The sequence below is a fragment of the Nocardia sp. CA-290969 genome, from assembly GCF_050936135.1.
Lineage (GTDB): Bacteria > Actinomycetota > Actinomycetes > Mycobacteriales > Mycobacteriaceae > Nocardia.
Window position 1 is genome coordinate 3,767,101 of the sequence record NZ_JBNJNJ010000001.1, and the last position, 24,689, is coordinate 3,791,789.

Here is a 24,689-nt window from a genome sequence, read left to right on the forward strand (position 1 = left end):
AGGGCACACCTCGTCACGCCGTGCGTTCGGACCGGACGAGCTCGCGGGCTCGCGGCGCGACCTCGTGACCGAAAAGGTCCAGATCGGCAGGGTCGTCCGAGGCCAGGATGAATCCGGAAACTCCGTACTGGAGAGCGAGATCGGCGATCTGTTCAGCCCAGTCACCGGGAGTTCCTTCGAACATGCCGCCGCCGGCGCCGGTGAATCGGCCGCTCAGGTTGAGCGCACGGGTCACCGCGGTGGGCTCGCGACCGGCGGCGGATGCGGCCTCGTCGATCTGCTCGTTCATCGCGGCCAGTGATGCGGGGCCGGCGGGCAGGTAGCCGAGCGAAGGCAGCCAGCCGTCGGCGATCCGGCCGGTCAGTCGCAGCATGCGCGGCTTGTAGGCCCCGATACGAATCGGTATCGGGTGGGCGGGTGCGGGTCCGCGCTTCGCGCCCGCCACGGCATAGAACTCTCCCTGGAATTCGAGAGGGCCTGGCTCGTCGGTAGCCCACACCCCGCGGATCACCCCGACGGCTTCCTCCAACGCCCGTACTGCGTCTCCGGGGGCAAGCCGCCGGCCCCCCATCGCGACGATGCCGTCCCAGAACGCACCGGCACCGATACCCATCTCGACCCGTCCACCGGTGAGCCGGTCCAGGCTCGCGGCGGCGCGGGCCAGCACAGCCGGGGGGCGCAACGGAAGGCTCAGCACATTGCCGCTGATCCGGATCCGTTCGGTGCGTGCCGCGACATACGACATCAAGGTCCAGGTGTCCTGGAACGCCGCCTGGTACGGGTGGTCCTGGAAGCTGACGAGGTCGAGCCCGGCCCGCTCGGACGTCAGGGCCAGCTCGACCGGTTTCTGCGGCGGGCGGGCGGCGGGGGTGACGAAACTGCCGAACCAAAGGGCGTGGCCGTAGTCGGTCATCGGTCTCTTCCTCCTGGGGTATTCGTCGCGGGAGTGAGGGCGAAGTTGTCGCCGAACACACCCTCGGGGTCGTAAACGGTCTTGAGTTCACGCAACCGGGACAGAGTTCGTGGGGGCCATGCCTCGGCGAGACGTCCGGGCCGGAGGCTGGACTCGAAGCTGATGTAGAGACCATCGAGGAAGGGGCGCAGGCGGTCCCACGCCTCGTCGACCACCTCGTCGATACCGCCCATCACCACGAGCGAGAAGTTCGCGTCGCGGTGGGCGTAGGCGGTGGCATCCGTGGGGATATCTGCGACGGCCCCGCCGACCGAGCGGAGCTGGAACCATCCGATCGCGCCGCTGCGGAGCACGCGGGCAGCCACCGCGGCGAACTGCGGGGTGATGTGCCGGAGCAGACCGCTGCGGGAGACCGGTTCACCGTGCGAAACCGGTGCGTCGTCGCTCGCGTTGTCCATCACGGCCGCATACGACGAGATGACGACGTCCTGGGCATACAGTGGCGAGATCGCCGCCAGCGGCTCCAGCCGAGCGAGAACGGTCTCGCGATCCGCGGCGTCGACCATGGTGCGACTCAGCGCCAAGGCCGGTCGGCCGGCCCGCGGAGGGGGCACGATAACGAAGCTGGTGAGGTCCCGGGGTGAGTTCTCGACCACGCGACCCCACTCGACGAGATAGCGTTCGAGGTCGCTCGCGTCCTGAGTGATCTGGGCGAATGCGACCGCCCCGACTTCGTCGGCCTCGAACTCGAAGGCGGTGACGATCCCGAAGTTCGCGCCCGCGCCCCGAACAGCCCAGAACAAATCCGAGTTCTCCGAATCGCCGGCCTTTGCGGTCGAGCCGTCCGCGAGCACGATCTCCACGGCCCGCAGGCGGTCGATGGTCAGCCCGTGCCCACGCGCGAGGTACCCGATTCCCCCCGCCGTCGCGAGGCCCCCCACTCCGACCCCGCCGTAATCGCCCGAGCTCAACGCCCACCCGTGCGGCTCCAGCGCGGCCGCCACCTCGGCCCAGCGCGCCCCCGGCCCGATGCGCACTCGCCGCGTCTTCTCGTCGAGCACCTCGATCGTGTTCATCAGCGATACATCGATGACGATCCCGCCGTCGTTGGTGGAACGTCCGGAGATCCCGTGCCCGGCACTGCGGCGAGACAGGGGCACACCGGGGTGCCGACGGGCGAACGCTACCGCCTGTGCCACCTGCTCGTTCGTCTCGGCACGCAAGATGATCCCGGGCGCGCCGCCCCGCAGGTATCCGGACCGCAGCCGAGCGTAGGCCAGGTCTCCGGGCTCGACGACCTCGGCCATTTCCCCTGGAGCACCGTCGTAGTCGATCCCGGGACGACGCCTGGCGAGCGCCGCGGATCGGCGGACCCGTGCGCTCGGCCACTCACGCGGCAGGGCTGCTGCCGTGGCCGCCCGCAGGGCGGGAACGACCTCGGTCGCGAACATGGCCACGACCTCTCGATCGGCGGTGTCGAGCACAACGGTGCCCACTCCGTGTTCGACGACGAGTGGCAGCAGATCGGTCACCCAGTCGGCGGCAGTGCCGGTGAATATGCCTGTGCGCTCACCGAAGTCACCTCGGATCGTGACCCTTCTGCGGATCTCGCGGGGATCGCGGCCGGCCTCCCGCGCCGACTCGTCGATCGCCCGGTTGCCCGCTGCGAGAGCGGCCATATCCCACCCGCTCGTCGACCATTCGTCAGCCTGCTTTCCCACGAGCCGCAACACGTTTCGGCCCTGGCCGTCCACGACGATCGGCACGTCGTGCGCGGGTGCCGACTTCTGCGCCCCCGCGAGGTGGTAGAACCGGCCGGCGAATCGGCCGAGGCCGCGGTCGAGGACATTCCACAGCTCGCGGACGACATGAATCGCTTCGCTGAGTGCCGCGTCGGTATCGTCGGCCGGCCACCGCGCCTCGCGCCCCGGGCTCATCGGCCCGGAGCCGGCCGATGCCGGACCCGCCGGGAGAGTCAGATCGACCCTGCCCTCGGTGAGGTGGTCCAGGCTTGCGACGGCCCGGGCGAGCATCGCCGGGTGACGGGTGGGCTTTGCTTCCACCGACAATCCGAGCGAGCTCGTGGTCGCTGCGACCCACGACGACACGGTCCACGGGTCGAGGCCGGAGCCCTCGGTGGTGTCGGCCGGAACGACGAGCAGATCCAGCCCCTGTTGTTCGGCCAGGCTCGCCCATTCGACCGGACGGCCGGGTTCGCAGCCGGTGTCGGCGGGCAGGCGCAGCCCGAATCTCAGCCGGTGTCCGTAGTTCACAGCGCACCGTGACGGGCAGGGCGTGCATTCATGACAGAAGGGTGCACACCAACGGCCACGGACAACAAGCGGGATGTGACCTAGTCATAAAAAATGACTCGCTCTGGTATTCTTGCCGCATGGCCAGTTCCCCACCGTCCGGCGAATCCTTCACTCCCCCGGGCCAGAACCGGCCGGACATCTACGAGCACATCGACGACGGCGTGTGCCGCAGTTTTCAGCGGTCGGTCGAACTCGTGGGCAAGAAGTGGACGGCCGCGGTGCTCTTGGCGGCGATGCGGGGGGCTCGCCGGTTCGTCGACTACCGCTCACGGATCACCGGGATCTCGAATCAGCTACTGTCCCAGCGCCTCCGCGAACTCGAGGGCCACCAACTGATCGAGCGAGTCGTGGTGCCGACGACACCGGTTCAGATCCTGTACCGGCCCACCGAACGAGGCGCCGACCTGATGCGTGTTCTGCACCCCCTCGTCGAATGGAGCGCCACGAGCGAGGATGAGGACATACGTCCCAGCTCGTGACCTCACCTGTTTCGGACCCATTGACCGAGATCACGCCGGGCGGACTCGAGCATGCCGCGACGTCAGGGTCTGTACTCGGGGAGTGAACACCCGTCGACCTGGAGGGCTGTCGATGACATCCCCGTCGGAACTGATCGCCGTCGAGGAGTTCTTCGGTCCACCGACCCGAAGCCGCGCCCGGCTGTCCCCGAACGGCAGGACCGTCGCCTACCTTGCCCCGTGGCGTGGCCGGCTCAATGTGTTCCTGCGCGAGGTGGATTCGGACTGGGCCGCCCTCGATGACGTACCCGGCGTCGATGCCTCGGGCGCCCGGCGCGTCACCTCCGACACGCGGCGCAACATCGACACTTTCTTCTGGACCGTCGACGGCCGCTACCTGCTGTTCCAGCAGGACACCGACGGCGACGAGAACTGGCACCTGCACCGCGTGGACCCGGGCCGGCCCGACGAGTCCGCGATCGACCTGACTCCCTTCGAGGGTGTGCGGCTGCTCGGCGCACAGCTTCCACCGGACCGGCCGGGGACGGCGTTCGTCCACCTCAACAAACGGCGCCCTGACCTGGCCGACCTGTTCGAACTCGATCTGGCGACCGGCCGGCTGACCTCGATCGCGGAGAACCCCGGCGATGTCGTGCAATGGCTGCACACACCGGACCGTGTGCTGGTTTTCACGATGGCGGAGGGAGGTGACCATATTCTGTCGGAATGGACGAACGGCGACCGCCGGCGACCGATCGCCCGGTTCCCGGGCACCGACGTCCTGTTCGGGGTCCTCCCAGCGGCTCTCACTCCGGACGGGACCGGACTCTGGATCGGTTCGTCGCGCGGTTCGGACCGCACCCGCCTGGTCCGGCTCGACCTGTCGGCCGGCGAGCAGACAGAGGTGGACAGCCACCCCGTATTCGACCTGGACACCCCCCGCCCCGAGGCCGACCCCCGCTTCCCGTCGTCGCTGATCCTGCACCCCGGCACCGGGGAATTACTCGGCGCCCGCTACCTCGGTGCCCGCCAGGAGATCCACGCGCTCGACCCGCACTTCGCCACGGTACTGCCCCGGCTGGCGGAGCTGTCCGACGGCGACCTCGCCCACGTGTCCTGCGATTCCACCGCGCAACGCTGGGTCGTCGACTTCACCCACGACCGCGATCCCGGAGTCACCTGGTTCTACGACCACGCCACCGGCCGGGCGCGCCGCCTGTTCCGGCCGTTCCCGCACCTGGACCCCGGCCGGCTGGCCCCGGTCACCCCGATCACCCTCACCGCCCGCGACGGGCTGACTCTGCCCTGCCACCTCACCCTGCCTACCGGGATCGAACCCCGGAAGCTGCCCACCGTGCTGCTGGTACACGGTGGCCCCTGGTACCGCGACAGCTGGGGTTACGACCCCGAAGTGCAACTACTGGCCAACCGTGGCTACGCCGTGCTGCAGGTCGACGTCCGCGGATCGGCCGGCTACGGCAAGGCCCATACCCAGGCCGCGATCGGCCAGTTCGCCGGACGCATGCACGACGACCTCATCGACGCCCTGGACCAGGTGATCGACCAGGGCTACACCGATCCGGACCGCGTCGCGATCTACGGCTCCTCCTACGGCGGCTACGCCGCACTCGTCGGAGCAGCCTTCACTCCCGATCGGTTCGCCGCTGCGATCAGCTACACCGGCATGTCCGACCTCGTCGACCTCGTCGAGTCGGTCGTCCCGTTCGCCCGGCGCTCGGTCGAGAACAGCTATCTGCGCTACATCGGCGACCCCGATAACCCCCGCCAGAGAGCCGATATGTTCGCCCGCTCACCTATCACCCGGGTCGACGACATCACCGCACCGGTGCTGCTCATCCACGGCGCCAACGACGTCCGCGTCCACCGGCGCCACTCCGACCGCATCGCCGACGCACTCCGCTCCCGCGGCGCCGAGGTCGAGTACCTGCTGAATGAGGCCGAGGGCCACTGGTTCATCAACCCGGACAGCAATATCGAGCTGTACCGCACCCTCGAACGGTTCCTGGCCCGACACCTGGGCGGACGAGCGTCGACGGCCTCCTGAGGGGCTACCGCATAATCCGCTCTCGCCGCTCACGCACCCAAACGAACACGACCATACCGATGTTGACGGCGGCGAGAATCAGCAAGGACGCATCCCCGGTGTCGGTGGAACGATCGATGGAGAAGGCCGCACCGTCCGCCATCAGCGTGTTGACGGTTGTCGTGATGACATTGTTGGCGACATGAAACGCGACCGGCGCCTCGACACCGCCGCTGATGACCGCCATCAGCCCGGTGCAGATTCCGAGCAGGAGATAGTAGCCGAACAGCCATGGGTCGGCCGAGCCATGGATCACGGCGAAGGTCAGGCCCGAGGCGACGATCCCGACAGCCAGGGCCGGGCGGACCGACCGTACCCAGGACGCGGCAGCGGGCAGAACGGCGCTCCGGCACATCAGCTCTTCGCCGGCGGCCTGCAGCGGGGTGGTGAACAAAACGATCACCAGCATCGCGACCGTTGTGCCGCTCACGCCGAACGCCGTCCACCCCGGAGACTCGGGCGCGAACAGCGCCACAACTCCCAGCCCGGCACCCACCAGCAACGCCGCGACGAGCAGGTACCGTACGAGGCGGCGCATGTCGAACGCCCGCGGCCAGCTGACCAGAGTGCGCCAAGGCACCTGACTCATCCGTGCGAGCAGGAGAACCACCAGCACGCCGGTGGCGCCCACACTCAGATTGATGGCCAGGAACTTCAACGGCGTCATCGTGGCCGACATCGGGTCGTCGCTGCCTTCGATGACGCCGACGACCTGGTAGGTCAGCACCTGCAGTACGACCAGGATCACCGGTACCACGATCATGAGCACGAGCGGTTTCCACCAGCTCATCCGCACATGCGCACCGAACGGCCGGGAGCTGTCGGCCGCAGGCGAGTACGGCTCACGTCCCGGAACATTGGGCGGCACCGGGTTAACCGGCACCGAAGGTTCACGGGAATGGTGGGGTCCTGGCGAACGCATCGAAGCGACCTCTTCCGGCTCGAGTCCGTTGGAACGTCGCGAGTGAAAACCATGCCGTAAGGGCACAGTCAAGTACCCGGGTCCTCCAGCGCGACAGATCTGTGCCTGTGAGAGCACTTCGGTGGGCGTGGAAGTCGGGTACAAAGCCCGACGGGTCGCGAACCCAGCCCACCGCCGACCTGCGGACGGGACCCGCGGGCGCCGCAACGGCAGGGAGTCCGATCGAACGGGGCTCCCACGAACGGACGACACCGGCGTCGTTTCCGGCCAGAAACGTGATGACCGTGGCGATCTCCTCGAGCTCGGTGCTGCGGCCCGGCAACTTGCGGTCGGCCAGTCCCTCGCTGCCCGCGCCGAGCTCGAGCTTTCGACGATTCGGGAGAGTGGCGGATCCGGTGACCGATTCGCGGTCGACCTATGACCTCTACCCTTCGAATCGAGTCCGATGCCCGAACGCGCCTCGAAGGATTGACCGCCACGGACCGCGCCCGGCTCGGTGACCTGCGACCCGGACGGCGTCCTCGCCGACAGTTTCTCCGCCACCCCGTCCCACCACCCGGATGCGAGCACACGATGACCGACTACGGACACGAGCCGACCTTCGGCTGCTTCGTCACCCCGGCCGCGCAGCCGCCGCAGCGTCCGGTCGAGCTCTCGGTCGTCGCGGAACGAGCCGGGCTCGACCTCGTGACCTACCAGGACCACCCTTACCAGTCCGCTTTCCAGGACACCTGGACGCTCATGTCCTTCGTCGCCGCACGCACCCAGCGAATCCGGATCTGCGCCAACGTGCTCAACCTGCCGTTGCGCCCGCCCTCGGTCCTCGCCCGCGCCGCCGCGAGCCTGGACCTGCTCAGCGACGGCCGCGTCGAGATGGGCCTGGGCGCCGGCGCGTTCTGGGACGCCATCGCCGCCATGGGCGGGCGCAGACTCGAACCGCGCCAGGCCCTCCAGGGCCTAGAGGAGGCCATCGCGATCATGCGCGGAATCTGGGCAGTCGACGAGCCCGGCGTGCTGCGCGTGGACGGCGGGTTTCACCACGTCGACGGCGCGAAGCGCGGGCCCGCTCCTGCCCACCCGATACCGATCCGGATCGGGGCGTACAAGCCCCGTATGCTGCGGTTGATCGGCCGCCTCGCCGACGGCTGGATTCCGGGGCTTCCGAACCTGCCGGACGGGCTCGCCTCCCTGCCCGCGATGAACGAGCGCATCGACGATGCCGCGACCACCGCGAACCGAGACCCGGCCGCAATCACCCGGTACCTCAATATCACCGGGCAGTTCCGAACGTCCGGAAGGGGGCTCTTCGACGGACCGCCGCAGCAGTGGGCCGAACAGGTGGCAAAGATCGCCCTCACCCACGGGACCTCCGGCTTCATCCTCGCCTCCGACGACCCGGGCGCCCTCGAACTATTCGGCGGCGAGGTAGCCCCCCGTGCCCGCGAGATCATCGCCACCGAGCGGAAGCGTTGACCTCCGCACCTCGGGAGGCGGACCCCGCCCACCCGCAACAGACTCGCCCGACTTCTGGGCATTGATCGGTGCCCCGCTCGGGGCGCGAACGAGGAGACGGAAATATCTATGTCCGGCGGACGGCAAATTTCGAGAGGAGCGGTTGTGAGTGGTGTGGTGCGGCTCTACCGGCACGGTGGCCCTGACCAGCTCGTGTACGAGACCGAAGCGGTGCGCAACCCCGGTGTGGGAGAGGTGCTCCTGCGCCACGAGGCCATCGGCGTCAACTTCGTGGATACCTACTTTCGGAGCGGGGCGTTCCCTCTCCGCGCTCTACCCGCCGTGCTCGGCGGCGAAGGCGCCGGTGTCGTCGAGGCGGTCGGTCCCGAGGTGTCGCTGGTCGCCGCAGGCGACCGCGTCGGCTACTACTTCTCACCCGGTGCCTACGCAGCGAAGCGCCTGATCGCCGCGGCGGACCTGATCCCGCTTCCCGCGGACATCCCGGCGCGAGAAGCTGCCGCACTGCTCGCCAACGGGCTCACCGCATGGGGACGGTTGCACCGGGTGTACCGCGTCGAGCCCGGCAGCGTGGTCCTGGTCAGCGGGGCGACCGGCGGGGTCGGCTCGGTACTCGCGCCGTGGGCCGAGTATCTCGGTGCGACGGTCGTCGCGCTCGTCTCATCGCCCCCTCGTGTTTCCGCCGCACGTGCGCTCGGCCTGCAGCACGTCGTCGTTGCCGGTACCGACGAGCTGCAGAAGACGATCGACGAGCTCGGCTCCGGCGTGGACGTGTTCTACGACACCGTCGGTCGCGCTACCTTCGCCGAGGCGGTGTCCGTTCTCCGCGACGGCGCCACCCTCGATCTTCTCGGTGCGGCATCCGGGCCACCGGAGCTGGACACCGCGGACCTGAAGCGCAGGGGCATCACCCCGACGCAGTCGCCGGCCGCCAAGTACCTACCCGACCGCGCCACGGTGCTCACCGCGGCCGGCGAGCTCTTCGCCGCCTGGCATGACGGGGCTTTTCGAAACCGCCCGATCCGTACCTACCCCCTGTCCGAGACCGCCTCGGCCCACCGGGACCTGGAAGCGCGCATCTCCGAAGCCGCAATCGTCCTCCTGCCGGAGAGCAGCGCCCAATAGCCCGGGCGCGTCGCGCGGGCCGCGAAGCCATCCGGGTAGCGGCCGGCTCCCGGGCTTGAGTATGCCGCTGCGGCACAGTGTTCGATCAATACGTAATCGAGTGCAGGAACCGAGCGAACTGGAGACCGAGCATGACCGGAGACCCGACCGACCAACGGCCTGAGCTGATCGATATCGAAAGGTTCTTCGCCGACCCGCAGTTCGCGAACCCCTCGATTTCCCCCGACGGCACCCGCATCGCCTACCTCGCCCCACACCGGGGGCGACGTAACGTCTGGGTCCGCGGCGTCGACCAGGCCCATGACGATGCCGTCCCGGTCACCCACGACACCCGACGCGGGATCACCACCTACTACTGGACCGACGCCCCCCGCTGGCTGCTCTACCTGCAGGACACCGACGGCAACGAGGACTGGCACCTGTTCCGCGTCGACCTCGACGACCCCGCCGCGCCCGCCGTCGACCTCACTCCGATGGATCCGGGGTCGCGGGTGCTGGGCGCGGAACCTCTGCCGTCGGTGCCCGGCAGTGTGCTGGTCACGATGAACCGGCGCCCGCTGTTCTTCGACACATTCCGCATCGACATCGCCACCGGCGAAACCGCCCTGCATCTCGAACAGGACGATCCGACCGCCGCCGTCCTGCTCGACCGCCGCGGTGAACCCGTATTCCACACCGTGCTCGCCGCGGACGGCACCGTCGAGATCTCTGCGATCGACCCCACCGGAGAGAGGCGGCCACTGCGCCGGCTCGGCGGAGCCGAACATCCGATGGGTGTCTACCCTCAGCAGGTCACCGCCGACGGGAAAGGCCTGCTGGTCGGGTCCTTCCGGGACGGCGACGACCTGCGGTTGGTCCGCATCGACCATGAGACCGGGGCGGACACCGTCGTCGCCGCGGTCGACGGCCACGACCTGGATATCAGTGGGATGATGCTGCCTGGCGTGCTCCCGCCTCCGGTTCACACCTATCGGCGTACCGGCGAATTATTCGCCGCCCGCTTCGTGGCCGACCGATCCCATATCGAAGTCCTCGACCCCCAATTCGCCGAAATCTATGCCCAGTTGCAGAAACTGTCCGACGGCGTGCTCGGCACCTTGTCCGGCGACGACTCGGGACAGCGCTGGATCGCTACCTTCGTCCACGACCGCGACCCCGGCGTCACCTGGTTCTACGACCACACCACCGGCGAGGCCCGGTTGCTTTTCCGTGCCTACCCCGATCGCGACCCGAATACCCTGGCCCGCATGCAACCCGTCGGTTTCCCGGCCCGCGATGGGTTGCCCCTGCACGGCTACCTCACCCTGCCGGTCGGTGCCGAGCCGCGGAACCTTCCGCTGGTGCTGGCGGTGCACGGCGGGCCCTGGTACCACGACTCCTGGGGCTACAGCCCGGACGCGCAGTTCCTCGCCAACCGTGGCTACGCGGTACTGCAGGTGAATTTCCGCGGCTCGCTCGGCCACGGGAAACGCCATGTCACGGCCGCGATCGGCGAATTCGCCCGGGCGATGCACGACGACCTGATCGACGCCGTCGACTGGGCCGTGGACCGCGGCTACGCCGATCCCGACCGCATCGGCATCTACGGCGGCTCCTACGGCGGGTACGCGGCCCTCGTCGGTGTCACCGTCACGCCGGACCGCTTCGCCGCCGCCGTCGACTACGTCGGCGTCTCCGACCTCGCCAACTTCCTGCGCACTCTGCCGCCGTTCGCCCGGGCCCTCAGCGTCAACAATTGGTACCGCTATGTCGGCGACCCGGAAATCCCCGAGCAGGAAGCCGATATGCTCGCCCGGTCCCCGATCACCATGGTCGACAAGATCCGCACCCCGTTGCTGGTCGCCCAGGGCGCCAACGACGTCCGCGTTGTCCGCGCCGAATCCGACAATATCGTCGCCCGGCTACGCGAGCGCGGTGTCCCGGTCGAGTACCTGGTCGCCGACGACGAGGGCCACGGCTTCGAGAACCCGGAGAACCGGATCATGCTGTACCGCGCGATCGAACAGCACTTCGCCCGCTACCTCGGCGGCCGCAGCGCGTAGTGGCCCGCTACCGCCGCATCCGGCCGAATACGCGCCATGCACACCCGAGCAGCTCGATCAGCAGTGGCAGGGCGGGCAGCACCACTTCGCGGCGTCCCTGGGCCGGTCTCGATACCCCTTACGGGACGATGCGTCCGGGGAATTCGGTGAGGGCTGAGGCGGCAGAGGCACGGACGGCGGAGTTGGGGTGGTCGAGGAAGCCTTCGATTATCGGCCGGGCGTCCGGATCGTGGGTGCACGCGAGGATCATGAGGACGGTCGAGCAGGGTCGGCGGCATCGCGGCCAGCAGGGCGCGTAACGGCTCGAACAGCGGCAGGCCGAAGCAATAAGGGCCGAAGGCCTCAGCGATAGCGTTGAGAGCGGATTCCTGCACGGACGGGTCGGTCTCGGTGGTGAGAACTTCGACGAGGTGGTTGACAGCTGTTTCGGCGTCGGCTTCGTTGAGGATGGCGCCGCGCAGGAGGTCGCCGAGATATTCGACAGCATGGTCGCGCTGGCGGGGGTTGTCGTGGGTGATGTCCGCCGGCGCGGCCTGTAGTGGGTTCACGCGGCCACCTCGTTGTTGCGCTCGATGAGTTTCCCGTTGCGGAAGGTTGCCCCAGCGCGGACGAGGACGGCTGGCTCAGCGTGTGGGCGTGGTGTCGTAGCCCGGCGCCGGCACAGGAGCGGAACCTTTTGGCATTTGACACGGTGGTAGGGGCCGCTGCCGAGCACCGGAGGCGAGTGTCCGCACCCCGGAACCGGCCCGATCGAGTCGACCCCTATTGTAGGATTGTCGACAATTCAGCCCAGCGCATGACCGGGCGCCGAGAGGGAGGAGCCGTCGCTGTGCTCACCGAAGAGACACTCACCGACGCCGAACGCGCTGCCGTGGAGTCCGTACCCGACGGCCTCTTCATCGGGGGCCGGTGGCGCCCGGCCACGGCCACCATGCCGGTGGTCGATCCGGCCTCCGGGCGACAGCTGCGCACGGTCGCCGACGCCACACCCGAAGAGGGTATGGCCGCACTCGATGCCGCCGCGGCGGCTCAGTCGGCGTGGGCACGGACCCCCGCTCGCGAGCGCAGCGATATCTTGATGCGCGCCCACCGCCTGCTGCTCGACGATGCCGATCGCCTCGCGCTGATCGCCACCCTCGAAATGGGCAAACCCCTCGCGGAGGCCCGCGGCGAGGTCACGTATGCCGCCGAATTCTTCCGCTGGTTCGCCGAGGAAGCCGTCCGGCTCGACGGTGGTTACATGCCCGCGCCCGGCGGCGGCTCCCGGTTCCTGGTCACCAAACAGCCCGTGGGTCCGAGCTTGCTCATCACGCCCTGGAATTTCCCGATGGCCATGGGCGCCCGCAAGATCGGCCCGGCGCTCGCGGCCGGCTGCACCTGTGTCGTGAAACCCGCCGAGCAGACACCGCTGTGCACGCTGGCGCTCGCCGAGATCCTGGACCGGGCCGGGGTGCCCTCGGGCGTGGTGAACGTCGTGACGACCTCGGATCCCGGAGGTCTGATGACCCCGCTGATTCTCGATCCGCGCTCCCGGAAACTGTCCTTCACCGGATCGACGGCGGTCGGCAAAGTGCTGCTGGAGCAGTGCGCGCGCACCGTGATGCGCACCTCCATGGAACTGGGTGGCAACGCCCCCTTCCTCGTTTTCGAGGATGCCGATCTGGACGCGGCCGTCGAGGGCGCGCTGGCCGCGAAAATGCGGAATATCGGGCAGGCGTGCACGGCGGCGAACCGGTTCTTCGTCCACCGTGACGTGGCCACCGATTTCGCCGAGCGGCTCACGGCTCGGATGGCCCAACTGCCGCTGGGGCCCGGTACCGAACCCGGAGTCGTCGTCGGACCGCTGATCGATGCCGATGCCGTGGCGAAGGTGACCGAACTGGTCGCCGACGCCCGCGCCCGCGGTGCCCGGGTCCTGCTGGGCGGCGAAACCGTCGACGGTCCCGGCAACTTCTATCCGGCCACGGTGCTCACCGACGTATCCGACGACGCGCTGATCTGCCATACCGAAGTCTTCGGGCCGGTCGCCTGCCTGACCACCTTCGATACCGAGGACGAGGCATTGGACCGCGCCAACGACACCCCCTACGGCCTGGTCGGCTACGTCTACACCGAGAGCCTGCGCCGCGGCCTGCGGGTCTGTGAGGCGCTCGACACCGGCATGGTCGGCCTGAACCAGGGCGTGGTGTCCAATCCGGCCGCGCCGTTCGGCGGGGTGAAAGAATCCGGACTCGGCCGCGAAGGCGGTCTGGTCGGTATCGACGAATTCCTCGAGATCAAATACATCGGAGTGCCCCTGTGAGCTCATATCGGATCGCGACCATCCCCGGTGACGGCATCGGCGTCGACGTCACCGCCGAGGCGGTCAAGGTCATCGACCGGGTGCTGCCCGGGATCGAATGGACCGAATTCGACTGGTCCTGCGAGAACTATCTGCGCACGGGCGCGATGATGCCCGCGGACGGCCCGCAGACCCTCGCCGGGTTCGACGCGATCCTGCTGGGTGCCGTCGGCTTTCCCGGCGTCCCGGACCACATCTCGCTCTGGGGGCTGCTGATTCCGCTGCGCCGCGCCTTCGGCCAGTACGTCAACCTGCGTCCCGTCCGGTTGCTGCCCGGCACCGAATCCGCCCTGCGCGACCGCACCGCCGCCGACCTGGACCTGCTGATCGTGCGGGAGAACTCCGAAGGCGAGTACTCCGAGATCGGCGGTAAGCACAACCCGGGCAGGCCGGAGGAATTCGTACTGCAGGAGTCGGTGTTCACCCGCGCCGGCTGCGAACGGATCATCCGCTACGCCTTCGAACGGGCGGGTGAGCGCACCGGCCGGCTGTGCTCGGCGACCAAATCGAACGGCCTGATCCATTCCATGCCGTACTGGGACGAGATCTTCGACCGGATCGCCGCCGAATACCCGGCGGTGCAGACCCGGCAGATGCACGTGGACGCCCTCGCGGCCGAGATCGTGCTGCATCCCGACCGGCTCGACGTGATCGTCGGCTCGAACCTGTTCGGTGACATCCTCTCCGACCTGGCCGCCGCCGTCACCGGCGGTCTCGGCCTGGCTCCCTCGGGCAATATCAACCCCGAGCGCGACGCACCGTCGATGTTCGAGGCGGTCCACGGCAGCGCCCCGGATATCGCCGGGCAGGGTATCGCCAACCCGGTCGCGCAGATCCTCGCGGGCGCTATGCTGCTGGACCACCTCGGTGAGCACGCCGCCGCGGCAGCGGTGGACCGCGCCGTCACCGACGTCCTGGCAACGGGCGGCCCCCGCACCCCCGACCTCGGCGGGAACGCCACCACCACCGAGGTCGGCACCGCGATCGCCGACCGGGCCGCGGCCCTGCTCCCCGCCGGCTGACGACAGCGGGCACCCGGCACGAACGGCTCGTCCGGTGGGGCCGCGGTTCTCCTCCCGGCCACACCGCTGTTCGTGGTCCACAAGATCCGGTCACCGGCAAACGGACTGGCCGCCAAGGGATAAGGGGAACCCGGCGCCGCCGTTCCGGCTGCCGCACCGCGGGGCTGTGAGTATGATGCTCCGACGTGGAACCTGTTGTGTGCGAATGCCTCGGTGGGAGGAACCGGCCGGGACCGGCGGTATCGACCGCCCGGCGGTACCCGGACGCAGACACCGGTCGCGCATTCGCAGCCGTCCCGGTTTCCGCCGTATGAACGGCGGAAACCGTCCACAGGTGTACAGGCATATGCCTTCCGGCGAACTATCCTCTCGAGTTCGTGTGGAGGCAATCCCTACCCGCCGCCGGCGGAAGCTATAACGCTGCCACGGGCCAGCGCAGCCAGACGCCCGAGACCTCGGCATTTTCGTCGTAATCCTGTTACGTACCTGGAGTCCCCGCATTGACCACACATTTCGAATCACCACACCACCAACCCCGGTACGCCGGTAACCAGCCGGTACCCACCATCCACGACCCGGGCCGGGTGCCGCTGTACATGGAGGATTTCGCCGCCGACCCGCACCGGACCTACTCGTCGATGCGTGCCCGGCACGGTTCGCTGGCGCAGGTGGAACTGGCGCCCGGCGTCCCCGCGACGTTGGTGATCGGCTACCGGACCGCGGTGCGGATCGGTAACGACCCCGCCCATTTCCCGGCAGATCCGCGCACCTGGGAGCAGAGTGTCCCCGATGCGTGCCCGGTGAAATCGATGATGCAGTACCGCCCGAATGCACTGCGCACGGCGGGAAACGAACATCTGCGCTACCGCGGGGCCACCGTGGACAGCATCAACGAGATCGATCTGTACAACCTGCACACCGAGATCGAGCGGATCGCTGTTCCGGAGGTCAACTCGTTCTGTGAAACCGGACAGGCCGACTTGGTGAGCCAGTACGCCGTTCCGGTGACATTCGCCTACCTCAACAGCATGGTCGGGTGTTCGGCGGAAATCGGGAACCGGGTCCGCCAGGGTATGGCCACGATGTTCGAAGGTGACCCGACGGGCGAAGGCAATCAGATGTTCGTCAGCGCGTTGTCGGACCTGATTCTGCTCAAGCGGGAGCAACCGGGCAACGACGTGGCCACTCGCCTACTGCAGCACGGGGCCGGACTGAGCCACGAGGAGCTCGTCCACCAGCTCGTCCCCATCTACGGTGCGGGAATCGAACCACTGGCGAACCTGATCGCCAACACGCTGCTGCTGATGCTGAGCGACGACCGGTTCGGCGGGGAGGCGGCGCTGACGACGATCGACGCGCTCAACGAACTGCTCTTCAAGGACCCGCCACTGGCGAATTTCCTCATCACCTATCCCCCACAGCCCATCCTGGTCGAGGACGTCTGGTTGCCGGCTCATCAGCCGGTGGTGACCAGCATGGCGGCCTGCAACAACGACCCCGAGATCGCCGGTAATTTCACCGACAACCGCTCGCACCTGGCCTGGGGCACCGGGCCACATGCCTGCCCCGCGCGGTCGGTCGCGTATTCGGTCGCGCAGAACGCCATCGATCAGCTGCTCGATATGCTGCCGGAAATCCGGCTCGCGTGCCCGGCCGAGAAACTGGTATGGCGGCCGGGTCCGTTCCACCGTTCGCTGGCGAGCCTGCCGGTGACTTTCGAACCGTCCCGGCCGTTCACTCCCGTATCCCGGTGAACAGCTGATACGCCGGCGGCCCCGGGGAAGAGGCGCAGAGCATCTTCCCCGGGGCCGCGCCGAATGCGATGACATACCGGCGGGCTCACCTGTCGAGTGACCCGCCGGGCCTTCCGGCTACGGTCAGCGACGGCTCGGCTCGGTGAAGCGGGCGTTCCACGCTCCGGGCAGATCGTCCGACAGCACTGGAGCGTCGAGGATCTCGTCGTCGAATTCGAACGCGTCCAGCAGCGCTGGCAGGTTGGCGGCCAGATGGTCGATGGCCCGGCGCAGCCCCTGCTTCGTCTTCTCGACGCCCGCGATATCGAGCAGACCGTGGGTGAGGTACCACGTGGCGTGCTGGTCGAGATAATGCAGCGCGAAAACATCACGCACAGCGGCGATTTCGGGCAACTCGGCGTGCCGGTCGAGCAAGCGCAGGGCTGCTTCGGCGCAATAGGCGTCGGCGAGGTCGAGGGCGTGCGGGATAACCGCCAGCCGGTCCTCGAGTCCCGGAGTCTCCAGGTGCGGCCGTGCTTCGTGGGCGATCGTCGCGGTGCGCGCGCTCAACAGACGCACGCGGTCCCCGGTGTCGGCAGGATCGTGCAGGACAGGCGCCGGCGGCGGTGTGGCGAGCAACTGTTTGGCCAGTGCTCGTCCGGCAACGGAACCGAGGACGGCACAGTCGCCCTCGCCGGTGATGGCCGCGTGACAGACGCCGAGGTAGTTCGCGATCCGGTTGGCGCTGAACATGCCCTGTGCACCCATCTTGATACGGCAGTGCGTGACCGTGTCCAGCGCATGCAGCTGGATGAAGTACTTGGCCAGCATCGCCGTCACGACGGTATCGCGATCGGTCAGATCACTGCCCGCGAGCATGGTCTTGACCTCGTTACCGTAAATCGTCCGGGCCACAGTACCCGCCAGGTCGGTGAGCAAGGTGTCCCGAACATGGGGGATATCGACCATGAGCGGATGGTCGACCGCCGTCATCGGCACCACTCGCTTGGTGGCGTAGTTCAAGGCGATGTAGAGCGCGGCGCGCGCCGACGCGTTCAAGCAGGACGCGAGCGCCATCCGGCCGACGGTCAGCTGGCTGATCGCCGACGGGAACGACCGCCGCCGGCTGTCCTCATCGCGCCAGGTGAGCACGCCGTTGTCGTCGATGGTGGCCAGATCATTGCTCAGCCAGGCCGCGCGATCGACCCGGAGGTTGTCGAAGCTGATGATCGCGTTGTCCATCACGACCAGCGGCTGATGGTCGAGCTGGGTGATCGTCACGCCGGGGGCCGGTTCGCCGTCGGCGTCGCGTAGTCGCGCGGTGAACAGGTGCACGCCCTGGTCGACGCCCGCGCCGTCGACGAAGCGGGCCGCGACGATGCAGACCCGGGAGACCGGGATACCCACCGAGGGCATGAATTTCCGCGCCCGCGGATTCGGGGTGTTGATGACGAACCCGTCACCGTCCCAGGTCGCGGTGGTCTGCATGAATTGGATATTCGACCCGCACCCGTACTCGGTCAGCAGGATGACGCCGATACTGGAGCCGTTGTCCAGATCCTGGAGGTACGGCGCGGCGGTATCGGAATCGGTGAGAGTGGACAGGCTGCCCGACACCAGGTTGTAGTGCCCGGAAATAAGCGGGACCAGGTCCGTCGCCAGCACCGCGGACCAGTCGAACACAGCGAAGAGGGCGGGCAGATCGGTTGCCGTGGTGCTGGTACTGCCGAACTTGCTGACCAGGTACTTCAGCTGGTCGTAGGCATTGGCACGCCGTTGCTCCTGGCTCTGCTGTTCCGTAACGGCGAAGTCCGGATTACTCAGGATCTCCTGGAGCTGCCGGTGCATCTCCGGGCTTCCGTGCCGAATCAGCTCGGCGAGCGATGTGCGTTCCATTTTCGTCTCCTACTCACTACCGATCCCACCGGTTCCCACCGCTGGGCATACGGTCATCGCGGCCGGCTCCACCGCTCCGGGACCGACGGTCACGACACGTCTTTGTGCGCGCCATCTGGACGGCGCGGAGCGGGGAAGCCGGACGATCACCTGTCAAGAGGCCAATACACCACACACCTTTACGGGGTTTGGTTCCGCCACCCGGCCGACGGAGGTGGTTACCCCGGCACGCAGCGGCGATAGCCGCCGAACACCGGTCGTTTTCACGCAGGGAGTGCGGGAGCGAGTTACGGCCACACGGCAGGAAGTCCCCGCAGAGCCGGAACTTGCGACCACCTCTTCCGGCAACAAAACTGTTGCCGTAGAGTTGCCGCCGACCCGCCCAGACACGAAATGTATTGTGCCACAGTCGGAGTTATCACTCATGCCGAATCATCACAGGACTTTGGTCTAGGCCTATCACCTGGTGTTCCGCGAAATATCGGCTCAGCAGCATATATCCACACCGATCGGGCAGCCGAACCGGCCACTGATTTGCCAGAAATTCTTTCTTACGAAACGGTCGGTACCCTTTGGCTTTCAGCGAGTGCGGCCGGTCGGCGCGCACGCGGACGATCCGGCCCCGTGGACAACAGAAGACGAATCGGCCGCGAAGCCGCGCGGGCGGGACAGCGGCGAGGTCGGCCGACTGCGATGCGATACCGGCCGGTCATTAAAGTCGCATCCATGGGTGTATCAGGGAATCGCGGCCCGATGGACGAGGGAACGCAGTCGTGACGGTGCTCATCGCTCCGGACAGTTTCAAAGGCACTTTCACCGCGGTGGAGGTCGCCGAGGCCATCGGTCAGGGGGTGGGGGAAGCCGGCGGCCGGGCGATCCGGCTCCCCGTGGCCGACGGCGGCGAGGGGACCCTGGACGTCCTGCGGGAACCGCTCGGTCTGCATACGGTGACCGTTACCGCGCGTAATCCGTGGGGCGCGCCCTGTTCCGCGACGTTCGGGTTGTCCGACGAGGGTGTCGCCGTGGTCGAGATCGCCGCGGCCAGCGGAATCACGACACCGCACGACGGCCCGCGTGATCCGGTCACCGCCGATACCTACGGCACCGGGATGCTCATCGCGGCCGCCGCGCGGCGCGGGGCCCGGCGGATCGTGGTCGCGGCGGGGGGTTCGGCGACCACCGATGGTGGTGCCGGCGCGATCTCGGCCATCGAGGACGGCGGCGGGCTGGGCGAGGCGTCGATCACCGTGCTCACCGATGTCACCACGCGGTACGTCGATGCGGCCCGGGTTTTCGGACCACAGAAGGGTGCGGATCCGGCCACCGTGGAATTGCTGACCCGGCGGCTGGCCGATACCGCGCGCCGCCTGCCGCGCGACCCGTCCGGAGTGGACGCCACCGGCGCGGCCGGCGGTTTCTCCGGCGGGATGTGGGCGCAGTACGGTGCCGAATTACGGTCGGGCGCCGAATACGTGCTGGATGCCGCCGGGTTCGACGCGCTGGTCGCGCAGGCGGATGCGGTGGTGGTCGGCGAGGGCCGCCTCGACGGGCAGACCCGCGCCGGGAAGATCATCTCGGCGATCCTGGCGCGATCGGGCACCACCCCGGTGTACGCGGTGGTGGGGTCGGTCGGCGCGGACCTCGGCGACTACCGCTCCCGATTCGCCGAGGTCATCGTCGCCTCCGACGCCGCCGCCATGCATGCGGCGGGCCTGCGTATCGGAGCGGAGGCCTCCTGAATTCCGCCGCGGCCAGGCGTCGGCGGCCCGCTGCCGGCATAAGGCGTGCATCGGTGCGGAACGACCGGCGGTATGCCGCGCGATCGGCAGCCGCCCGCCGGTCGTCGCCGGGGAGTCCCTCAGCCCGGCGACGGTACCGGGGCGCCGGGCGAATACCCGCGAGATTCGAACTGCGGGCCGGAACACCGCGATCGAGGCGCTACCACCAGGTCGACCGGCCGCCGCGCAGGGCAAGCACGCATCTCCGTCCGGGCGCGAGCAGCTGGGCGCCACCGTCCACGTACACCTTGTAGCCGTTGCCGGCGGCCTCGCCCCCGGCAGCCGCTGCCGCCGGGTGGACCTGGTTCACCGGATACCCGACGTGGCGCGCAGCTGCGCGATGGACATATCGCGGCGGCGGCTTCGGTGCCGTGGCAGGATACCGCTCGGGTTCTCGCCTTACCGCGGGCGACTCAGTCGACGGGGGCGTGTTCCGGTGGGAAACCGCCGGTCGCGATCGGACCCCAGCGTTCGATGGCGATCCGGATCAGCGATTTGTTCTGCCGGGCCATGGCCGCCCGGTATTCGTCCCAGTCGGGGTGTTCGCCGGCGATGCCGCGGTAGTAGTCGACGAGGCCGTCGGCGGCGTCGGGCATATCGATCACTTCGCCGCGCCCGTCCACCTGGACGTAGGCATCGTCGAAGTCGTCGGAGAGCACGCAGATCGAGACCCGGGGGTCGCGCCGGATGTTGCGGGTTTTGGCGCGGCCGGGATAGGTGGAGACGACGATCCGGCCCTGCGGATCGAGACCACAGGTCACCGGGGACATCTGTGGTGAGCCGCCGGCTCGCGTGGTGACCAGTACGCCGTGATGGCGGGTGCGCAGGAATTCCAGCAGGGCGGCGTGGTCGACGGTGGTGGCGGTCGCTGTGCGTGGCATGGAGGCCTTCCGGTCCGTTCGCTGGGTGGGCTTTCCGCGCAGCATATCCAGCGGGCACGACCGCCCGCGGTTTCCGGCGGCGGTCCGGATTCAGGTCTGTGGGAACGGGTAGCCGCCTCCTACCCGGGCAGGCCGGAGGGCAGGCCCGGACCACAGCCGATATCAGGAAGGAGCCAGGCGATGCCGAAAACCACCGGTCGCGGGACCGCCGTGAAGTCCGAATTGCCGAGCACCCTGCAGCGTTCGGACGCGAAGGCACAACGCACCTTCGCCAAAGCCCACGATTCGGCGATGCAGACCTACGGTAGCGAGCAGCGTGCGCACCGGGTGGCCTACGAGGCGCTCAAACACAGCTACGAGAAGGTCGGCGACCACTGGGAGCCCAAGAAGAAGCGGGGCCCGTCGGACGAACGCGCCGCGAGCGGCGGACCGAATCCCGAGGGCGCGACGGCCGAGGGTGTCGATGCCAACGCCTCGAAACAACATCTGCTCGACATCGCGGGCCGGCTCGATATCACGGGCCGGTGGAAAATGACCAAGGACGAACTCGTCTCGGCGATCGAGAAATCCAACCGCCGCGCGACCGCCCGCAGCCGGAAGTAACCGGCGCGGCAGCCGGTCCGCATCGATCGAGCGCGCCGCCCGGTTTACCGATCACACGGCCGGGTAGCGCGCCGATGGCGGGAACGAACACCGTCGGCGCCCGGATCGGGCGCGCATCGTCGAACAGGAGGCCGCAATGAGCATCCAGCAGGAAACCGGCCAGTTCACCGGAACCATGGACAAGGACTACAACCTCATCTGGTTCACCGAGGCATGCCTGAGCAACGCGTTGCGTATGGAGGTCTACAGCCACGACGCCGAACGCGCCGGCGATACCGAAGTCGCCGAATTCTTCAAGCGTGCCCAGCACGAGAGCCAGAAGGGCGCCGAGCAGGCCAAGGCCCTGCTCGCCCAGCGCCTGAGCTGACCGCCGACCGGCCCCGGCACCCCGGCCGCAGCCCGGCTCGCCGGCTCCTGAGCTGCCGGAACCCGAGAGGACGATCATGCGTGACGTCGAGCCGCAGCCGCCGCCCGAACCCGAGCCGTTACCCACGCCGCCGCCTCCCCCGCCGGATCCGGGGCAGCCACCCCCTGCGCCCGAACCCGGCCGGCCGCCACCGATGCCTGATCCCGATCGCCCGCCGCCGGATCCAGGTCGTCCACCGCCTGTTCCCGATCCGCCGCCACCCCCGTTCCCGGATCCCGGCCGCCCGCCCGCGCCCGTCCCACCGGACCCGGGCAGGCCGCCGGTACCGCCACCTGTGCCGCCGCCGGACCCTGGCCGGCCACCACCCGTCCCGGGCCCCGGCCCGGACCGGCCGCCGGTACCCGATCCAGCGCATCCCGCACCGCCCGGGCCCGCCCCCATCTGAGGTGGCAACGGTCTCGTGCGGCCGGTGGTTCAACCGCCGGTGAGCGGGTATTCGGGCCGAAGTCCCTGGTCGGAAGCTCGACAGGAAAGGACATGACCATGGTCGCCGGACACGAGCCGCAGCCCAGCGGCGAGCCGCATGAGCACCGTTTTCCCGATACCGAGCGGACCACGCGTTCGCATGCGGGGGAATCGATCGAAGACGCCCGGAACTGGCCCGGCATCATCTTGACCGCCCTCGGCCTCGTGCTGGTGGCCCTGACCCTGACCGCCGCCGGTTACGGCTTCGAGGGCTGGGCCGTCGTGGCCGGAATCTGCGCCGGTGTGTGCCTGGTGGCCGGTATCGGGCTCGTGGTCCTCGAGCATCGCCGGGTGAAGGTGGGGGAAGGGGCGACGCTGCGGGAGCCGCGTGGGCACTGAGCGGGGCGCCCGGGACGGTCTCGATCAGTCCCGGGCCCCACTGCTGGAAGCGCTGGCCGATTATCAGCGGCTCGGCCGCTACGGGTTCACCCCGCCCGGTCATCGGCAAGGACGGGGAGTGGACGAACGCGTCCTCGAGGTGATCGGCCGGGATGCCTTCGCCGCCGACGTACTCGCTTCGCCGGGACTGGACGACCGGCTGGCGCAGGGCGGATTCCTGGCGCATGCCGAGGAGCTCATGGCCGACGCTGTGGGCGCGGAGCGGGCGTTCTTCTCCACCTGCGGGAGTTCCCTCTCCGTCAAGGCCGCGATGATGGCGGTCGCCGGCGGACACGACGGCGGGTTGCTCGTCGCCCGCGACTGTCACAAGTCGATCGTGGCCGGCCTGATCTTCTCCGGGGTGCTGCCGCGCTGGATCACACCGCGCTGGGATACCGAACGCCATTTCACCCATCCCCCGTCGCCGGAGCAGGTGCGTGCCGCCTGGGCGAAATATCCCGACGCCGCGGGCGCGCTGATCGTGAGCCCCAGCCCGTACGGCACCTGCGCCGATATCGAAGGAATCGCGAAGGTATGCCACGAACGCGGGAAACCGCTGATCGTGGACGAAGCCTGGGGTGCGCATCTGCCGTTCCATCCCGACCTGCCCACCTGGGCGATGGATGTCGGCGCGGACGTGTGTGTGGTGAGCGTGCACAAGATGGGCGCCGGTTTCGAACAGGGTTCGGTGTTCCACCTGCAGGGCGATCTCGTCGACCCGGTACGGCTGCGGCACTGCGCGGACCTGCTGATGACGACCAGCCCGAACGTGCTCGTCTACACCGCACTCGACGGCTGGCGCCGGCAGATGGTGCAGCACGGCCGCGAAATCTTCGATCGTGCGCTCGGCACCGCCCGCCGTGCCCGCACCGAACTGGACCGGATACCGGGTATCCGCGTCATGGAGGACGAACTGCTCGGGGTGGAGGCCTCGCACGATCTGGATCGTCTGCAGGTGCTGATGGATATCTCCGAAACGGGTGTCAGCGGTTACGAGGCCGACGCCTGGTTGCGCGACCACTGCCGGATCGACCTCGGTCTCAGCGATCATCGCCGGCTGCTGGCGACCTTGTCGCTCGCGGACGACACGGAATCGATCGGCACCCTGATCTCGGCGATGCACGCCTGGCGGGCGCAGGCCCGGCCCAGCGATACCCCGCGCGAGATCCGGGTGCCCGGCCCGGACGAGCTGCTGCTGGAGACGACGATGCTGCCCCGTGACGCCTTCTTCGGACCCACCGAGATGGTGCCCATCGGCGCCGCGGCGGGGCGGATCGCGGCCGAACAGCTCACGCCCTACCCGCCGGGGATCCCGGTGGTCGTCCCGGGCGAGCGCCTGGAGCAGGGGGTCCTGGAGTATCTGAGCACCGGCCACGATCGCGGGATGAACGTGCCCGACGCCTCGGACCCCGAATTGGCGCAGGTCCGGGTGGTCGCCGGCGCCTGATTCGGCGGCCCGGCGCCGGGTACGCGCCCGATATGGAAATACTCGTGATCATCGGGATCGCGCTCGTGGTCGCCGCGGTCGTCGGGTACCGGCGCTTCACCGGCAGGCGCCCGGATACTCCCGAATCCCCGGACAACGACGGCCGGTGAGCCCGCCCCCGTACCCGGCGCGGCGGTAGTCACGCCGGGAGTGCGGCGCGGGTCTCGGGCGGGTTTCGGTCCGGTCACGGTCGGGTACTCCCCGCGCGGGCTCCGCTGCGCGCGCCACGCGACAGCCGGCGCCCGCCCCTGTGCTCTCGCCGGCGACGCGCCGCGCCGGAAACCGGTCCGGCCGCGGTGAGGCGACAGCCGCGCCGCGCCGGACAACTGG

The 24,689-nt window shown here is 68.7% G+C and carries 20 protein-coding genes; 14 read left to right on the top strand and 6 right to left on the bottom strand.

The window, feature by feature from the left end; translation table 11 throughout:
* Nucleotides 1-13: 13 nt before the first annotated feature.
* Together ACQEVO_RS16925 and ACQEVO_RS16930 are read right to left on the bottom strand one after the other, a co-directional pair.
* Nucleotides 14-913 (bottom strand): LLM class flavin-dependent oxidoreductase, encoded by a 900-nt coding sequence (locus ACQEVO_RS16925; RefSeq protein WP_432914167.1) that lies wholly within the window; start codon nucleotides 911-913, stop codon nucleotides 14-16.
* The gene (locus ACQEVO_RS16930; RefSeq protein WP_432914170.1) at nucleotides 910-3,186 is read right to left on the bottom strand and encodes an LLM class flavin-dependent oxidoreductase; all 2,277 of its coding nucleotides are present in this window, start codon (nucleotides 3,184-3,186) and stop codon (nucleotides 910-912) included. Before ACQEVO_RS16930 ends, ACQEVO_RS16925 begins: the two co-directional genes overlap by 4 nt.
* 119 nt (nucleotides 3,187-3,305) lie before the next feature.
* Here ACQEVO_RS16930 and ACQEVO_RS16935 point away from each other — a divergent pair, with 119 nt between their 5' ends.
* Nucleotides 3,306-3,707: a winged helix-turn-helix transcriptional regulator gene (locus ACQEVO_RS16935; protein ID WP_432914173.1), complete on the top strand. Its 402-nt coding sequence runs from the start codon at nucleotides 3,306-3,308 to the stop codon at nucleotides 3,705-3,707.
* Between the two features lie 112 nt (nucleotides 3,708-3,819).
* Complete coding sequence (locus ACQEVO_RS16940) at nucleotides 3,820-5,751, top strand: alpha/beta fold hydrolase (RefSeq protein ID WP_432914175.1); 1,932 nt, start codon at nucleotides 3,820-3,822, stop codon at nucleotides 5,749-5,751.
* Between the two features lie 4 nt (nucleotides 5,752-5,755).
* Here the strand turns inward: ACQEVO_RS16940 and ACQEVO_RS16945 are convergent, their stop codons facing one another.
* Nucleotides 5,756-6,517, bottom strand: a complete 762-nt coding sequence (locus ACQEVO_RS16945) for a CPBP family intramembrane glutamic endopeptidase (RefSeq protein ID WP_432914178.1) — start codon at nucleotides 6,515-6,517, stop codon at nucleotides 5,756-5,758.
* A gap of 768 nt (nucleotides 6,518-7,285) precedes the next feature.
* Here ACQEVO_RS16945 and ACQEVO_RS16950 point away from each other — a divergent pair.
* From ACQEVO_RS16950 to ACQEVO_RS16980, 7 genes are all read left to right on the top strand, one after another.
* Nucleotides 7,286-8,185 (top strand): LLM class flavin-dependent oxidoreductase, encoded by a 900-nt coding sequence (locus ACQEVO_RS16950; RefSeq protein ID WP_432914181.1) that lies wholly within the window; start codon nucleotides 7,286-7,288, stop codon nucleotides 8,183-8,185.
* A 108-nt stretch (nucleotides 8,186-8,293) separates the two neighbouring features.
* Entirely contained in the window at nucleotides 8,294-9,307 is a 1,014-nt protein-coding gene (locus tag ACQEVO_RS16955; RefSeq protein ID WP_432914184.1) for a zinc-binding dehydrogenase, read from the top strand.
* Nucleotides 9,308-9,438: 131 nt separating this feature from the next.
* A complete protein-coding gene (locus ACQEVO_RS16960; RefSeq protein WP_432914187.1) occupies nucleotides 9,439-11,349 on the top strand; it encodes a S9 family peptidase in 1,911 nt (636 codons plus the stop codon).
* Nucleotides 11,350-11,759: 410 nt separating this feature from the next.
* Nucleotides 11,760-11,888 (top strand): hypothetical protein, encoded by a 129-nt coding sequence (locus ACQEVO_RS16965; protein WP_432914190.1) that lies wholly within the window; start codon nucleotides 11,760-11,762, stop codon nucleotides 11,886-11,888.
* 257 nt (nucleotides 11,889-12,145) lie between these two features.
* Entirely contained in the window at nucleotides 12,146-13,651 is a 1,506-nt protein-coding gene (locus tag ACQEVO_RS16970; RefSeq protein ID WP_432914193.1) for an NAD-dependent succinate-semialdehyde dehydrogenase, read from the top strand.
* A complete protein-coding gene (locus ACQEVO_RS16975) occupies nucleotides 13,648-14,712 on the top strand; it encodes a tartrate dehydrogenase (RefSeq protein WP_432914195.1) in 1,065 nt (354 codons plus the stop codon). Before ACQEVO_RS16970 ends, ACQEVO_RS16975 begins: the two co-directional genes overlap by 4 nt.
* A 500-nt stretch (nucleotides 14,713-15,212) precedes the next feature.
* Nucleotides 15,213-16,466 (top strand): cytochrome P450, encoded by a 1,254-nt coding sequence (locus tag ACQEVO_RS16980; RefSeq protein ID WP_432914198.1) that lies wholly within the window; start codon nucleotides 15,213-15,215, stop codon nucleotides 16,464-16,466.
* A 123-nt stretch (nucleotides 16,467-16,589) separates the two neighbouring features.
* Here ACQEVO_RS16980 and ACQEVO_RS16985 read toward each other — a convergent pair whose 3' ends face one another.
* Complete coding sequence (locus tag ACQEVO_RS16985; protein WP_432914201.1) at nucleotides 16,590-18,341, bottom strand: acyl-CoA dehydrogenase family protein; 1,752 nt, start codon at nucleotides 18,339-18,341, stop codon at nucleotides 16,590-16,592.
* Nucleotides 18,342-19,114: 773 nt separating this feature from the next.
* Between ACQEVO_RS16985 and ACQEVO_RS16990 the strand changes: the two genes are divergently transcribed.
* Entirely contained in the window at nucleotides 19,115-20,080 is a 966-nt protein-coding gene (locus ACQEVO_RS16990; protein ID WP_432914204.1) for a glycerate kinase, read from the top strand.
* A 199-nt stretch (nucleotides 20,081-20,279) separates the two neighbouring features.
* Here the strand turns inward: ACQEVO_RS16990 and ACQEVO_RS16995 are convergent, their stop codons facing one another.
* Together ACQEVO_RS16995 and ACQEVO_RS17000 are read right to left on the bottom strand one after the other, a co-directional pair.
* Nucleotides 20,280-20,429 carry a hypothetical protein gene (locus tag ACQEVO_RS16995; protein ID WP_432914206.1) on the bottom strand — a complete coding sequence of 50 codons (150 nt, stop codon included), beginning with the start codon at nucleotides 20,427-20,429 and terminating at the stop codon, nucleotides 20,280-20,282.
* Nucleotides 20,430-20,532: 103 nt separating this feature from the next.
* Nucleotides 20,533-21,000, bottom strand: a complete 468-nt coding sequence (locus ACQEVO_RS17000) for a PPOX class F420-dependent oxidoreductase (protein ID WP_432914209.1) — start codon at nucleotides 20,998-21,000, stop codon at nucleotides 20,533-20,535.
* A 180-nt stretch (nucleotides 21,001-21,180) separates the two neighbouring features.
* On the opposite strand from ACQEVO_RS17000, the gene ACQEVO_RS17005 reads away from it, so the two are divergent.
* The 4 genes from ACQEVO_RS17005 (at nucleotide 21,181) to ACQEVO_RS17020 (ending at nucleotide 24,320) form a co-directional block, all read left to right on the top strand.
* Nucleotides 21,181-21,603 (top strand): ChaB family protein, encoded by a 423-nt coding sequence (locus tag ACQEVO_RS17005; RefSeq protein WP_432914212.1) that lies wholly within the window; start codon nucleotides 21,181-21,183, stop codon nucleotides 21,601-21,603.
* Between the two features lie 136 nt (nucleotides 21,604-21,739).
* Nucleotides 21,740-21,970, top strand: a complete 231-nt coding sequence (locus ACQEVO_RS17010; RefSeq protein WP_432914215.1) for a hypothetical protein — start codon at nucleotides 21,740-21,742, stop codon at nucleotides 21,968-21,970.
* A gap of 543 nt (nucleotides 21,971-22,513) precedes the next feature.
* Nucleotides 22,514-22,834: a hypothetical protein gene (locus tag ACQEVO_RS17015; RefSeq protein WP_432922732.1), complete on the top strand. Its 321-nt coding sequence runs from the start codon at nucleotides 22,514-22,516 to the stop codon at nucleotides 22,832-22,834.
* Nucleotides 22,824-24,320 carry an aminotransferase class I/II-fold pyridoxal phosphate-dependent enzyme gene (locus ACQEVO_RS17020; RefSeq protein ID WP_432914218.1) on the top strand — a complete coding sequence of 499 codons (1,497 nt, stop codon included), beginning with the start codon at nucleotides 22,824-22,826 and terminating at the stop codon, nucleotides 24,318-24,320. The genes ACQEVO_RS17015 and ACQEVO_RS17020 overlap by 11 nt, the downstream gene beginning before the upstream one ends.
* Nucleotides 24,321-24,689: the final 369 nt, after the last annotated feature.